At 60.6% G+C, this 13942-nt stretch carries 11 protein-coding genes; 2 read left to right on the top strand and 9 right to left on the bottom strand.

What is annotated here, in order from left to right:
* Position 1 precedes the first annotated feature (1 nt).
* The 5 genes from FJ398_00455 to FJ398_00435 form a co-directional block, all read right to left on the bottom strand.
* Complete coding sequence (locus FJ398_00455; GenBank protein ID MBM3836428.1) at positions 2-556, bottom strand: Rrf2 family transcriptional regulator; 555 nt, start codon at positions 554-556, stop codon at positions 2-4.
* Positions 557-650: 94 nt separating this feature from the next.
* A complete protein-coding gene (locus FJ398_00450; GenBank protein ID MBM3836427.1) occupies positions 651-1745 on the bottom strand; it encodes an ABC transporter ATP-binding protein in 1095 nt (364 codons plus the stop codon).
* Complete coding sequence (modB, locus tag FJ398_00445) at positions 1727-2404, bottom strand: molybdate ABC transporter permease subunit (protein MBM3836426.1); 678 nt, start codon at positions 2402-2404, stop codon at positions 1727-1729. The genes FJ398_00450 and modB overlap by 19 nt, the downstream gene beginning before the upstream one ends.
* Before the next feature lie 9 nt (positions 2405-2413).
* Positions 2414-3241 carry a molybdate ABC transporter substrate-binding protein gene (gene modA / locus FJ398_00440; protein ID MBM3836425.1) on the bottom strand — a complete coding sequence of 276 codons (828 nt, stop codon included), beginning with the start codon at positions 3239-3241 and terminating at the stop codon, positions 2414-2416.
* Positions 3242-3253: 12 nt separating this feature from the next.
* The gene (locus FJ398_00435) at positions 3254-4009 is read right to left on the bottom strand and encodes a DUF1559 domain-containing protein (protein MBM3836424.1); all 756 of its coding nucleotides are present in this window, start codon (positions 4007-4009) and stop codon (positions 3254-3256) included.
* Positions 4010-4314: 305 nt separating this feature from the next.
* On the opposite strand from FJ398_00435, the gene FJ398_00430 reads away from it, so the two are divergent.
* Positions 4315-5682 (top strand): Gfo/Idh/MocA family oxidoreductase, encoded by a 1368-nt coding sequence (locus FJ398_00430; GenBank protein ID MBM3836423.1) that lies wholly within the window; start codon positions 4315-4317, stop codon positions 5680-5682.
* Positions 5683-5910: 228 nt separating this feature from the next.
* Here the strand turns inward: FJ398_00430 and FJ398_00425 are convergent, their stop codons facing one another.
* Positions 5911-6222 carry a hypothetical protein gene (locus FJ398_00425; protein ID MBM3836422.1) on the bottom strand — a complete coding sequence of 104 codons (312 nt, stop codon included), beginning with the start codon at positions 6220-6222 and terminating at the stop codon, positions 5911-5913.
* A 444-nt stretch (positions 6223-6666) separates the two neighbouring features.
* On the opposite strand from FJ398_00425, the gene FJ398_00420 reads away from it, so the two are divergent.
* Positions 6667-7059: an ACT domain-containing protein gene (locus FJ398_00420; protein ID MBM3836421.1), complete on the top strand. Its 393-nt coding sequence runs from the start codon at positions 6667-6669 to the stop codon at positions 7057-7059.
* 3 nt (positions 7060-7062) lie between these two features.
* Here the strand turns inward: FJ398_00420 and FJ398_00415 are convergent, their stop codons facing one another.
* From FJ398_00415 to FJ398_00405, 3 genes are read right to left on the bottom strand one after another with little or no spacing between them, the layout of a single operon-like run.
* Positions 7063-8448 (bottom strand): TolC family protein, encoded by a 1386-nt coding sequence (locus FJ398_00415; GenBank protein MBM3836420.1) that lies wholly within the window; start codon positions 8446-8448, stop codon positions 7063-7065.
* Complete coding sequence (locus FJ398_00410) at positions 8445-9896, bottom strand: efflux RND transporter periplasmic adaptor subunit (GenBank protein MBM3836419.1); 1452 nt, start codon at positions 9894-9896, stop codon at positions 8445-8447. The genes FJ398_00415 and FJ398_00410 overlap by 4 nt, the downstream gene beginning before the upstream one ends.
* A 17-nt stretch (positions 9897-9913) precedes the next feature.
* Positions 9914-13114, bottom strand: coding sequence for an efflux RND transporter permease subunit (locus FJ398_00405; protein ID MBM3836418.1), 3201 nt, complete (start codon positions 13112-13114; stop codon positions 9914-9916).
* Positions 13115-13942 lie beyond the last annotated feature (828 nt).

Here is a 13942-nt window from a genome sequence, read left to right as displayed (position 1 = left end):
TCTAACCTCGTCGGATTGCCCGATCCTTTCCGGGCTTGCTCTTTCCTGAGCGCGCGAATCCGTCGCGCCGTGCGTCCTTGGGTCTGTTCTGTTTGGCGAAAGGGACCGGCAATCCATCGCGCCGGATTTTCTGCAAGGCTACCTGGACCGTCTGGGCGAGGGTGTAGCGATCCAGAATATTCGCGATGGCGTTGCGCACATCGAGCATCAGCATTCGCAAGCCGCAATGCGCCTCGTCCGGACACGAACAGCGTTCGTAGAAGTTCTGGCTGACGCAGGCAATGGGCGCCAGGGGCCCTTCCAGTTTTCTCACGACGTCGCCGATGCGGATGGCATCCATCGGTTTGGCCAGGAAATAGCCCCCGTGTTTGCCCCGCTTGCTGTCCAGATATCCGGCTTCCTTCAATTCGACCAGGATGGCTTCCAGGAATTTGATCGGGATATTCTCTTTGTTGGCCACTTCGGCGATCTGCAGCATGGGCCGGCCCGTTTCCTGAGCCATGCCCAGGTCGATCATCGCTCGAAGTGCGTATTCGCCACGTTTTGTCAGTCGCATGCCTGCAAAGTCTAGAGCGTAAGTGGACAAATGCAACCGATTAAATCCGAAACCAGCCGGACCATGCCGGACCAGACTGGAGCGGCGCGAGAGGTTAGCGGGGTATAATGTGAACGTTGGGCGCCTTCACCAACGCCACGACCCGGTCTCCGGAATTCAAGGCGAGTTCCTCGCACGCCTGTTTGGTGAGCCAGGCCGCGAGCGGGAATCCGCAGTCGAGCTCGATTCGCACCATGGGACCTTCTCGGGTCAAAGATCCAACCGTCGCGGCCAGATGATTGCGCGCGCTGCTCGGTCGATCCTCGCCCTTTTGAATCATGACGTCCTCGGCCCGGATACAGACGAATACGTCGCGCGTCTGCGCGGGAAAGTCCGATGCGAGTGCGGCCAGTTTGGCTTCGCCGACGGACACCACGAGCAGCCCTTCGGCGGCGCTTTCGACGTGACCCGGTAGCACGGTTTCAATGCCGACGATGGATGCGACCGCCAAGTTTGCGGGACGGCTGAACACCACTTGCACCGGGCCCCGTTGCACGAGCATTCCGTTGTCGATCACCACGAGATCGTCGCCCAGCGAAAGCGCTTCGAGTCGGTCGTGAGTCACGAGCAAAGTGGGAATCCCCAGGTGCAGGAGCAAACGGCGCAGTTCACGGCGCAGGCGGAGGCGCGTGGGCGAATCGAGCGCGGACAGCGGTTCGTCGAGCAGGAGCAAGCGCGGCCGGCGCACGACGGCTCTGGCGAGGGCGACGCGTTGTTGCTGGCCTCCGGAAAGCTGCGCGGGAAGACGGCGTTCCAGTCCGGCCAGATCGAGCAGGTGCACAACTTCGCCGATCCGCGCGCAATGTTCGTTTGCCGCGAGGCCACGCAGACCGTAGGCGATATTGGCTTCGACGGTCAGGTGCGGGAACAGCGCGTAGTCCTGGGAAAGCGAGCCGATGTTTCGCTTTTGCGGTGGCAGGAAGACAGATGTCGAGGCGTCAAACCAGAGTTCCTCGCCGCACCGGATCACGCCGGAATCGGGCCGTTCGAGCCCGGCCAGACATCGGAGAACCGTAGTCTTCCCTGCCCCGGAAGCGCCGAAAAGGACCGTGATCGATGGTTGGCCGCAGGCGATGCTTAACGCGTCCACGTTGAGGAGCGGCCCGCCGGGAAATCGCCTGGCAAATTGCGCTACGATTTTTTCGGCCATACTGCCCAGACATTCCGTTGCAACGTGTAGGTGACGGCGAGGACAGCAAACGACAGGACGAGCAACAGGAGCGATGTCTTGCCCGCCGCTGAGTAGTCGAGACTCTGCATCGCGTCGTAGATGGAAATCGAAACCGTTCGCGTGGCGCCGGGCAAATTGCCACCCACCATGAGCACGACGCCAAATTCGCCAATCGTGTGGGCGAAGCTGAGGATCATTCCCGTGAGCACACCAGGCCAGGACAGCGGCAGAATGACGCGGAAGAACGTCCCCGCTCGTGTTTCCCCCAAGCACCAGGAAGCTTCGATGAATTTGCGGTCAACCGCCGCGAAGGCCGCCGCAAACGGCTGGACCGTGAATGGCATGCTGTAGAGCACGGATGCGACCAGCAGGCCTTCGAAGGAGAACGGCAGCAATTGACCCGTGAGGCTCTCATAAAATCGGCCGAAGGGACTGCGTGGCCCCATGGCAAGCAGGAGGTAGAAGCCGAGCACGGTCGGCGGCAGCACCAACGGCAGCGCCACGACGGCCTCGACAAGAAATTTCCACCGCCATCTTGAAGTCGCCAGCCAGTAGGCCGCGGGCAGGCCCGCCAGGAAGAGAATCAGCGTCGTCAGCGAAGCGAGCCGGAGCGAAAGGATGATGGCGTTCCAGTCCATGCTGACCGCCTATTCGTTCGGTGGAGAAAACCCGTAGCGCCGCAACGTGCTTTGGCCAGCGGGACTCAAGACGAAGGCCCGCAATTCCTGCGCGGCTTTCCGGTGTTTGGCCCATGTCAGGATGACACCGCCTTGTTGCATGCGGGGATACGCGTCGAGCGGGATTTCCCAGAAGCGCCCTTTCTCTTTCAAACTTGGCCCCAAGGCCAGACTCAGAGCGATGATGCCGATGTCGGCCGCCCCACTTTCGATGAACTGAGCCGTTTGCGCGACATTCTCTCCATACACCAATCGTTCCCTGACCGAGCCATAGATTCCAAGTTTCTGCAGCGCGTCGATGGCGGCCTTCCCATAAGGCGCGTGTTCCGGATTGGCGACCGCGATCTTTCGCACGGAGGAGTGTTTGAACGCTTCGAGGCCCATCCTGGGTAGATCAAGCGGTGAACTCTTCAATGTCCAGACAACAATTCGTCCCGTGGCATAAGTGAACTGGGTGCTCGCGTCCGCCAGCCCTGCCTCGATGAGACGCATCGGATAAGAGACGTCCGCCGAGAAGAAAATGTCGAATGGCGCTCGCTGGGCGAGTTGCGAGTAAAAGTTGCCGGACGAGCCGTAGCTGATTCGAACTTTAATATCCGGCCTGGCACGCTTGAACTCGAGCGCGATCTCGTCCAACGCGAACTTCAAGTCCGCTGCCGCGGCAATGGTCACGGTTTGCCGCGCCTTCGACTCATCAGACCCGGTTTGGCGGCAGGCAGGCAACATTGCGAATATCAGCGATGCGAGCAAAGCCAGGAACGTTCCGGGTTCGCGGGCCTTTGTTCGCCTCGTTGCCATTTGTTTCGCCTCTCACTCTCCAGAGTAACCGGCGACAGGCGGGCCAGAACCCGGTTCGCGAAAGTTACGCACGCGCAGCGACGAGGGGTTGAGCGGCGTCGCGTGCGCATCGTAGAAAAGGCCGTTGAAACGTCCATGGTGGCGTGGCGGGTAATGGCTGGCCGCGCCGAAAGGGAGCCACGGCGGCCTCGGCGGCGCGAGCACACGCGAGTCCGAACAACCTGGACTGCGCCGGTGATCCCAAATGATGAGGCGGTCGCTCGATTCGGTGACGAAGGAATCCCGCTGGAGCATCGGGCTCCCCGTGGAATAATTCATGCCGTAGCCGCATTGCCACTGCGTTTCAACTGGGCACTTGAAAAGGTTCGTGGTTCCACAATAGCCGTAGAGAAGGCCCTGCTTGAACCCCGCTCCCGGTGGACCGTCGGGCGCTTGCGTTGGATCGTACGGTGCCCACCACTGCTCGTTGGGTCCGGTTGGCGGCCGGTTGTTGGGGCCGTTCCCGCTGGGCACGCCCGCAGCCAGACCGTTGCGATCCTTGGGGGTATCCGGGCACGAGCGGTAGGGAATGTTGAGGTCCGCGTAATCGCCTCGATACATCGTGTAGGCCAGCCCGATTTGTTTGAGGTTGTTCAGGCATTGCGTCTGCCTGGCCTTTGACTTGGCCTTGGCCAGCGCGGGCAAGAGCAATCCGGCAAGCACCGCGATGATCGCCAGCGCGACCAGTAGCTCGACGAGCGTGAAGGCTGAGGTGTTCGATGGCTTCATGCGATGGGACTCTGCTCCCAGGGGCGCTGTCGGCCCCGGCTAGGCGAGCTTCTAGTTCAATCGATATATTCCGTCAAGTATATCGGAGCGCCGGTCTCCGACCCGACGGGCATCGGTGCGGCTTCAGAATCGCTCCGGATCGGAGACCGGCGCTCCGGTTGATGGGAAGAATTGCTGGCTTCGTGCAACTCGCCAGCCCGGCTCCCTCTCCCCGTTGCTTGATTAGTTCGGCCAAGAAGCTTGCCTGCCTCCGGTGACTAAGTTAGGGTATGGCACCGTCTTGAAGACAAACTGAGCTAAAGTCTATGAACGAAAACTCTGATATCCTCTCGGCCGACAACGCATCGCGCCGTTCATTCATCAAGAAAACTGCGACCGCGACCGCGGCGGCCGTGGCAGCCTCCAACGTCCTGAAAACCCCGGTTTACGGACAGAACCAGGCTCCTTCCACCGGGAAAGTGATTGGCGCGAACGATCGCATTGCTGTCGGATATATCGGAGTCGGCAGCCAGGGTATGGCGCACGTGCGACACCAAAAAACGCACGCCCAGGCCAACAACATCGTCCAGGCCGCCGTTTGCGACCTTTATCAGAAACGCCTCCAAGCCGCCCAGAAGTACATTGGCTTGCCAGATTCGAACGCATATGCCGACCACCGAAAGCTGCTCGAACGAAAGGATATCGATGCCATTGTCGTTGCTACAGTGGACAACTGGCATGCGCAGGTGGCGATTGACGCCATGGAAGCCGGCAAGCACGTGTACGGCGAAAAACCGCTTGCCCGCTACCTGGAAGAAGGATTCGCGATTTACGACACGGTCCGGCGCACCAAAAAGGTTTTCCAGATCGGATCGCAGTACTGCGCCGATCCCATGATCCACCAGGCTGCAACATGGATCAAAGAAGGCAAGCTCGGCCCGTTGGTCTGGGGGCAAGGCTCTTACTGCCGCAACAATCCCAAGAACGACGAATGGCAATACCCGATCGATGCGGATGCGAATGAAAGCAACCTCGACTGGAACCGTTGGCTCGGCAAAGCCCCGAAAATCCCCTTCAATCCCCAGCATTACTTCTCATGGCACAAATACTACACCTACAATTCGGGGATCGTCGGCAATTTGCTCCCGCATAAATTCCTGCCGCTGATGCTGGCGACGGGGAATCCGGAATTCCCGCGGCGCGTCGTGTGCACTGGCACACGGAAGATTTCCACAAATCGTGAGATCACCGACACCACGCATTTGCTGACCGAGTTTCCGAGCGGGTTGACACTCGTCATTGCCGGAACGACCTGCAACGAATTTGGCTTGCCGGACGTTCTGCGCGGCCGCAAGGCGCGCATCGAGTTCTCTTCCAGCAGCAACTACGCGGAACTGAAACCGGAGCGCATATTCTCTGAGGAAGTCGAAGCCGACAAATTCACCCACCCTCAAAAAATAGGCGACGTGCCCACGCTGGAGAAGAACTGGTTCGATTGCATCCGGTCGGGCGCCACTCCGTTCGCGAATATCGACCTCGCGATCAAGGCCCATGTGGTGCTTTGCCTGTCGGAAATGTCGGAACGCTTGAGCTTGACTCTGCTCTTCGACGAGAAAGCGCGCACCATCAAGACGGGCGACGGCAAAGTCGTATCGCCGATCAGCTACGATTCCATGGTGCCGGTGTCCGCTTAAGTCCGCACTTTGGTAAATCGGTTCTCCTTGCAGCCGCGCTCAGGTGAGCGCGGCTTTTTTTTGTCTGGTGAAGATGGGAGGTAGGGCGAGCCTGTCCCCAGCCAGCCGAGTCGGACGTGTTCCACGCAACGTGGTTGAGCGGCTCGTCGGGATGGACTTGCCCTGCCTGGTTCATGGGGCGGAGCAGGGTGACCGTACCGGGAAGTTTTCCAGGATGAATGAGGCGGCTCAGCTTTCGTTTCGTTTCACGCCAATCCGTGTCTCCGGTTCTTCAGGGGGAGGTTGGGGTTCAATCCCGGACTGCCGGAGGAGCCGTTTCTTCTCAACACGGGCGCGTGTTCTCACAATCCAGAGGTCGAGCAACGCGGTCAGTATCGCCAGCGCTGTGAACAGAAAACAGATGAGCCAGTACAGGATGAATCCAAGCCCTTTGCCCAGGCGCGGCTCCAATATCGTCTGTCCCCAGATCAGCAGCCCGCCCGCGACCAGCAAATAAAACATGCCGAACCATCGGCGGCGGGAATCGGCAGGGCCAAGCATGCTCGCACATTAGCCGAATCGCCTCGCTCTGCCAGTCGAAAGGGAAGTGAACGGCGCGGCTTGGCTTTGCTTTTGCGGCTCTTGCTATCCGGTGGTGCGGGTGGTAAAGGCTCTCTTGGAATTGCTCGCAATGCTTAGTGGTCATGGGCATAAATACGATGACGTTCGTTTCGCCCCATTTGGCGTATCAGGCGCGACGAGGGAGCATAGCCGCACGGCTCTGTGACCGAGGCGCAACGAAGCCACAGGCCAAATGGGGCGAAACCCGAAGGGCGGCAGGTCTTTTGCAGCCAGACTTCGTGGCTCGCTCCTTGCAGACCGCCGAGGGGTATGCGCGTCGCTCGCGCCTCGTCTGGCCGCAAAATCCCTTGCCGCGAACGTCATCGTATTTATGTCCATGACCACTTTGTCCCGGCCTTAACAACCGCCCGCATACCAGCGAACATGCAAATTGCCAAACAACTTGTTTTATTCCTGGCTAATCGGCCCGGCACGCTGGCCCGCGTGTGCGACGTCCTGGGAGCGGCAAAGATCAATATCTACGCGATTTCAACCAGCGACACCGTGGACCATATCGTCGTCCGGATGGTGCTCAGTGATCCCAAAGAGGCTCTCCGGATTTTCGAGGATCACGGCTCGCTGGTCCTTGCCACCGACGTGTTGATGATCGAAGGCAGCAATAAACCCGGTTCCCTGGCGGCCATGGCCCACAAACTGGCGGACGCCGGCATGAACATCGAATACGCTTACTGCGCCACTACTCCGGACGCCAAAAAGGGGCTCCTGATCCTCCGCGTGTCGAATCCGCACAAAGCGTTGAAAATCCTGAATAGCTGAACACTAAAGCTTTCCGATCGCTTTGCTTAACGCGTACTGCGCGCGGTCGAAATCGGCAATCGCTTTGGCATAATCCAGCCGGGCGCGCGTCAGGTCCTGTTCCGCCTGGATGGTTTCCAACACCGCGCCGACGCCGAACTGTTTTCGATCCTGCGCGAGTTGCTGGCTCCTCTCAGCCGCTTTCAGAGCGCGCTCCACGATCGCGATCTGGTCGGCGAGCGAGACGAACCGGGTGTGCGCCTCGATGACTTGCCGGACGATTTCATCGCGGAGTTTCTCCTGGCCAAGCTTGGCCACGTTCAACCGCGATTCAGCCGACCGTTTCCTTCCCTGATCGAAAAGCCCGCCCGGGCCAATCCGCCAGCCGAGCGTCAGCGCGTAATCCTCCGTGGCCCCGAAATTCCCGGAGCCGCTTCCGCGTCCTCCGCCCAACCCGCCCACGAAAGCCTGTGCGCCGACCGACGGAATCCACGGACCGTAGGTCACTCCGCTCCGGGATTTCTCCGCCGCGGCGATCAGCGATTGGCTTTGCTTTGCGTCCGGTCGATTCACGATGGCCTCCTGAACCAGCGAGCTCAGAACCGTGTTCGTGGCGATGAGTCCAAGCGGCACAAGTTCGCCATCGGCGCCGCGGAGTTCGACCGCCGGATCGAGGTGCAAGATTTGCGCGAGGCGCGCGGCCGCGAATCGATGTTGCTCCCGCGATTGTTGGCGAATCAACCGGTTGCGCTCGGCCTGAACCTGGACTCTCAATTCGTCTCCCTTGAAGGCGATACCCGCCTCGACCGCGCGCTGGACCTGATCCAGATAATTCTCAGAGATTCGGACCGTGTCTTCCGCCACGCTGACCGACGCCTGGGCGTAGAGCAATTCAAAGTAGCCCTGGACTGCGGCGAACGCGCTTTCTTGCCGTTGCGCATCCAGGCCGTGGGCGGCAGCATTCGCCAGTTGCTTCGCGGCCAGCGTCCGGTAGAGCGCTTCCCCAAAATCCCATTGCGCGGCAAGAGTTCCGCCCGCCACGTAGGATTGCTTGTCGGCGTCGAACACGTTCCCGACCACGTCTTGAAGCCGGTCTTCATGGCGCCGGTATCCAACCCCGGGCGCGAGCCAGGGAAAAAACTGCGACATCGCGATCGAGTGATTTGCTTTCGCCTCCGCCAGGCGTTCCCGCGCGATCTGGACATCCAGATTTTGCGCCCCGGCCAGGCGCAAAACGGTCGCCAGGTCGATCGCGTGAATACTGGTGTTCGCGACGCCAGGAGCACGCAGGACCGCGGACACTTCTGCTGTCTTCTGAACAGGTTGCTCTTGAGACCAGCCCAGGACCACAATTCGGGTTAAAGCCGCCGCCCCAATCGCCAATCGCCAATCGCCAATGGCCAATTTCACCGGGCCTCCACGGCGTTCACCGGTTGTCCCGCGGCGAATGTCTGTTTGCCGGCCAGAATCACCTGGTCTTCCGCGCTGGCGCCGGACACGATCTCCACGTTGGTTCCGTCATTGAAACCGGTCTTGACCGCAACCTTCTTCACTTTGCCGTCCACGACCGTGAAGACCGAATTGCCGCCACGCTCGACGACCAACGCCTCCACCGGAACCAACAGCGCGCCATGCTTCTTTTCGACGCCGATCTTCACCTGCGCGAACATGCCCGGACGAAGTTCCCATTTCGGATTCGGCAGCTCGGCTTCGACCAGCATCGTCTTGCTCGCTTCGTCGAGCGCATAGGCAATCCGCGTGACTTCGCCGCGGAAAATGCGTCCCGGAAGTTCTTCGACCGCGACCGCGGCGGGCTGGCCTTTGGCGGTGCGCGGCACTTCAGGTTCAGGGACCGCCACCTGGATCCGCACTTTGCTGAAGTCCATAAGCGTGAGAATCGCGGCCGTGTTGGCGGCGCTTCCGGAAGTCGCCGCTGGAATAAACGCGCCGGGATCGACGTAACGCGTCGTGATGACGCCCGAAAACGGCGCCGTGATCCGGGCGAAGCCAAGCAGTTTCTCGATTCGGTCCAGGTTCGCCCGGGCGACTTCGTATTTGCCTCGGGCATTATCCACGGTTTGCGGAACGACCAGATCCGGCGCCTTTTTCTGCGCCTCGACCGTGCGTTCAAAATCAAGCTTCGCCACCTCCACTTCAGTTTTGAACCTGGCAAGGTCCGCGATCAACTCCGGCACTTCGATGTCCGCGAGCAGGTCGCCTTCCTTGACCGCGTCGCCTTTGTCCACGTGGATGGTCTTGAGATAGCCCGCGACTTTCGCATAAAGCGTCGAGTGCTGATACGCCTTGACGTTGCCGGGCAAGGTAATGCTGCGAGTGATCTCGCCGGTTTTCGGATGGACCACTTTGACTTCCAGCGGCGGGGCGGGTTTGTTTTCGGCCCCGTGAAGCGGAACAACACCGCAGACAATGTGCAGCGCGATCCAGCATGACCAGAAGGACCGCGCAGAGGCAGGATGCCTCACTTGGTGCGCGTCGAGTCTGGATGGAATCCCAACGGGATTCAGTGCATCCACGAGTTGTCGGTGATCGCCGTCCACGTGGCGCAGAGTTGCACTCTGCCGTATCGCAGATTTGGAATCTGCGGCACGCCGGCCAATCTGGTGCGGTCGGGTGAGTTGGTCGCGCAGCCGACTACAAGTCGGCGATACGGCAGATTGAAAATCTGCGCTACGCTTCACCGCCAACTTGTGGATGCATCGAACGAGATTCTGCCCCAAAGCCCAGAGTTGCGAGGCGCGAGCTACCCTGGGGAATCTCTGGAATTTGGCCAAGTTGGAGAGTCCCCTCCCGCCTCGCCTGGCATTGGCGTCGGCGAGGGCAAACAGTTTTTTCAACATAGATCAAAGTTCTTCAACTAATCGTGTCCCACAGGCGAAACGTAATGGCCACTGAGCGGATCGTCGGGATCAAGCGACCGGGATTTGGTGCTCGACCGCACCCGCACAATGGCGAAGACCCACGGCAAGACCAGCAAGGTCGCCACCGTCGCCGCCGCCAGCCCGCCAATCACCGCCCGGCCTAGCGGCGCGGTTTGTTCGCCGCCTTCGCCCAGGCCCAGCGCCATCGGCACCATGCCCGCCATCATGGCCAGGCTCGTCATCAGGATCGGACGCAAGCGGCTCCGCGCGCCGTCCAGGGCGGCGTCCACCGCAGTCATGCCGGCGATGCGGCTGCGTTCGGCGAAAGTCACCAGCAGAATCGCGTTCGCCACCGCCACGCCGATGGCCATGATGGCGCCCATGAACGATTGCAGGTTGGCCGTGGTGCCAGTGAGCCAGAGCATGAGCACGACGCCGGCGATCACTGCGGGCACCGTCGAAACCACGACCAGGGAAAGTTGGAAGGACTGAAAGTTGGCGGCGAGCAAAAGGAAGATCACCACCACCGCGAGGAGCAGACCCGTGCGGAGCCCGTTCAGCATCTGTTCCATCGGCTTGACCTGGCCGCGCAACGCCACGTTGATGCGCGGCGGCGGATCGCCCACTTCGTTGAGCGCGCGCGTGATCTCAGTCGAGACCCGGCCCAGATCCGTCTCATGAATGTTGGCGGTCAACGTGACCTGCCGCGCCATGTTGTAGCGTTCGTATTGGCCTACAGCCGTGCCGTTGTTGACGCTGGCCACGTTGCGCAACAGGATGGGCTTGCCGTCCCGGTGCAAGACCGGGACGTTTTTCAGTTCTTCCGCCGATGCCAGTTGGAGTTGGGGAATCTGCACCTGGATTTGATAGGCCACGCCGCTGTTCGGGTCCGCCCAATACACCGGTTGCGTGAAGCGGCTGGAAGCCGTCGCCGCCACAAGCGAACGCGACACGTCGATCGTTTTGACGCCCATCAATCCCGCGCGCTCGCGGTTGACCGCCACATCGACCGTCGGGTAATCGAGCGACTGGCCGTACTGGATGTCGCGGAGCGCCGGAATCTTTTCCAGTTTTTCGCGAATCTTTTCGGCGAAGGCTTGGTTGGCCGCGAGGTTCGGGCCGCTCACGGCCACTTCAATCGGTGTGGGCGAACCCAGGCTCATCACGCGGCTGACAATGTCGCTGGGCTCGAACGAGAACCCCACATCCGGCATCCGCTGCCGGAGCTTCTCGCGCAGGCGCTCCTTTAAGTCATCGATCCGCACCGGCGCGCCCCGCTTTAACTGGACCTGCACGACGCCTTCTTCGGGGCCGCCGTTCCAATGATAGACGAGGTTGATCGGGTAGCTCGGAGGGTGAACGCCCACAAACCCCAGCGTCAGCGCCACATTTTCTTTGCCGACCTCGTCTTCAATCAGCTTGAGCACATCCAGCGCGAGAGCTTCGGTCGTCTCGACGCGTGTTCCGCTGGGCGCGCGCAACCGCAACAGAAGCTGCCCGGCATCGACTTTCGGGAAGATCTCCGTTCCCAGGCGATCCCCCACCACTTTGATTGCGGCCAGCGCCATCACCAGGTAAAGGGCCGTGATTATCCCGCGCAGCGCGACTGCTTTTCTCCCCAACGCGATGTAGAAATCCTGAAAACGCTGGAATGCAAAATAGGTCGTGGCGGCAGTTCGGATTCCTTCGGGGCGATGAGCGCGGATAATCCAGACCGCGATCACCGGGACGAAGGTGCTCGCCAGGAGGTACGACGCGACCATCGAAAAACCGACTGCGAGCGACAGCGGCGTGAACAACGCCCTGGCCGCGCCTTCCATGAAAAAGGAGGGAATGAACACCGCCAGCACGCAAAGCATCGCGATCAGCAACGGCAAGGCGATTTCTTTTCCCGAGTCGGCGACAGCCCGCGCGACACTGACTGGTTGTCTTGGACGGATGCCTTGCCCAGCCAGGTGCGTGTGGATGTTTTCGATCGCCACCGTGGACATATCGACGAGAATGCCCACCGCCAGGGCCAGTCCGCCCAACGTCATGAGATTGATGGTTTGGCCGGTGAGCCACAACGCGAACACGGCGGCCAAGAGCGACAGCGGAATGTTGACCACCACCACCACCGCGCTTCGCCAATCGCGAAGAAACAGCAGCACCATCGCGCCGGCCAGCACCGCGCCCAGCGCGCCTTCCGTCGTCAGTCCGGCGATAGCGCGCGTCACATACGGCGATTGGTCGAATTCATAGCTCACCTTCACGTCTTCGGGCAGCACGCTTTGGAACTTTGGAATGTTGGCTTTGACAAGATTGACCACCGAAAGCGTGGAAGCATCGGCGCGCTTGGTGACCGGGATATAGACCGTGCGGCGCCCATTCACGAGCGCGAAACAGGTCACGATGTCCGACGCGTCCAGCACTTCGGCCACGTCACGGATAAAGATCGCGGGGTAAACGCCAGTGCGCACCGGCACCGCTTCGAGGTCCTTGATGTTTCGCACCACTGAATTCAGCGGCACCATCGGGTATTTGTCGCCCAGGATGATATTGCCCGAAGGGCTGATCGTGTTCGCGGCCGCGATGGCGCCGACGACTTCGTCAGGCGACATGTTGTAAGCGCGCAGGCGTTCCGGTTTGACGTTCACGACAATGCTGCGCGCGCTGCCGCCGAAGGGCGGTGGCGCGGAGACACCTGGGAGCGTGGCGAACAAAGGCCGGACCAAATTCAGCGCCGCGTCCTGCATCTGGCCGACGGTGTGGTTTGGATTGTCCGTCGAGAACACCAGATTGCCCACGGGCACGCTTCCGGCATCGAAACGCATGACGAACGGCGGCACCGTGCCCGGCGGCATGAAAGCGCGCGAACGATTCACCTGCGCCACGGTTTCGGACACCGCCTGCGACATGTCGGTGCCCGGATGGAATTGCAGCTTGATGATGGACGCGCCCTGAATGGACTTCGATTCGACGTGCTCGATGCCCGTGATGTAGAGGAAGTGGTACTCGTAGTAATACGTGAGGTAACCCTCCATCTGCGCCGGGTCCATCCCGCCGTAAGGTTGCGCCACATAAATCGTGGGAATGCCCAGCGGCGGAAAGATGTCCCGCGCCATCTTCTGCAGCGCCAGCCCTGCGCCCAGAACCACCGCAATGATGAGCACGATGACCGTCAGCGGTCGGCGCATGGCCGGTTGAACGAGATTCATGGCAACGGCGGAACAAAACTTTCGGGCAGAGTCTCAACCCGTGAGGTTTCTGGCAAAGGATAATCCGGCGGCGAAGCCTCAACGGGCCTCAACGGGCCTCAACGGAATTCCGGAAAAGAACTTGTCGGTTCAGTCCCTGGACAAAGACGAGCAGGGTTTGGTGCGGCATGCGACGCAGCTCGCGACTGGCTGAACTGGGCTGCAACCATTCAGTTCGGCCGCAATTCTCGCAGTGCGGCGCAACCGCAGTCAAATTCCTGGAAAAAGTGCTGTGAATCATGCCACCAGGAGCGCGGGCGGCCCGCCCGCGAGAACGTGTGATTCCGATTCCGAAGAACATCTTCACGTTGAGCAGGGACCCGCGGGCGGCCCGCCCGCGCTCCTTTCGTCCAATCGCAAGCGGCAATACTCGTCTCCCCAACGAGCGCTGCTCCATGGCCATTCGGCCGGTTCGCGCGCAAGGCCCGCTTTAACCGGATTACTCTCGGTGTATCGGACGGTCTTGCGGAAATGCGCTTCGTCGCGGATGTAGCGGTCGAAGTATTCATCCTGCCAGAAGTGCCCGGCGCGCCCCAGGAGCTGGTTGGCCTTCTTCGAGGTATAGGATATGAAGGGCCATCTCCGTAGAATCAGCGCGTCCTGGGAAAGCGCCTATTCCGCCTTCGACAACGCCTACAGCGGGCTGGCGGAAGACCTGGCGCGCACTCGGTTTCCGAGGTCTTAGGGTCTGTGCAAAAATAAATTGCGGTTTTGGCGGGAGCGATTCCACCGCGCCAATATCAAAAGGAAACTGGATTTGAAGGACAGCGCCTCGCTGGTGCACTACGC

This window comes from Verrucomicrobiota bacterium, from assembly GCA_016871535.1.
Taxonomy (GTDB): domain Bacteria; phylum Verrucomicrobiota; class Verrucomicrobiia; order Limisphaerales; family SIBE01; genus VHCZ01.
The sequence above is the reverse complement of the archived record's forward strand: the minus strand, read 5'-3'. Positions and strand labels throughout refer to the sequence as shown.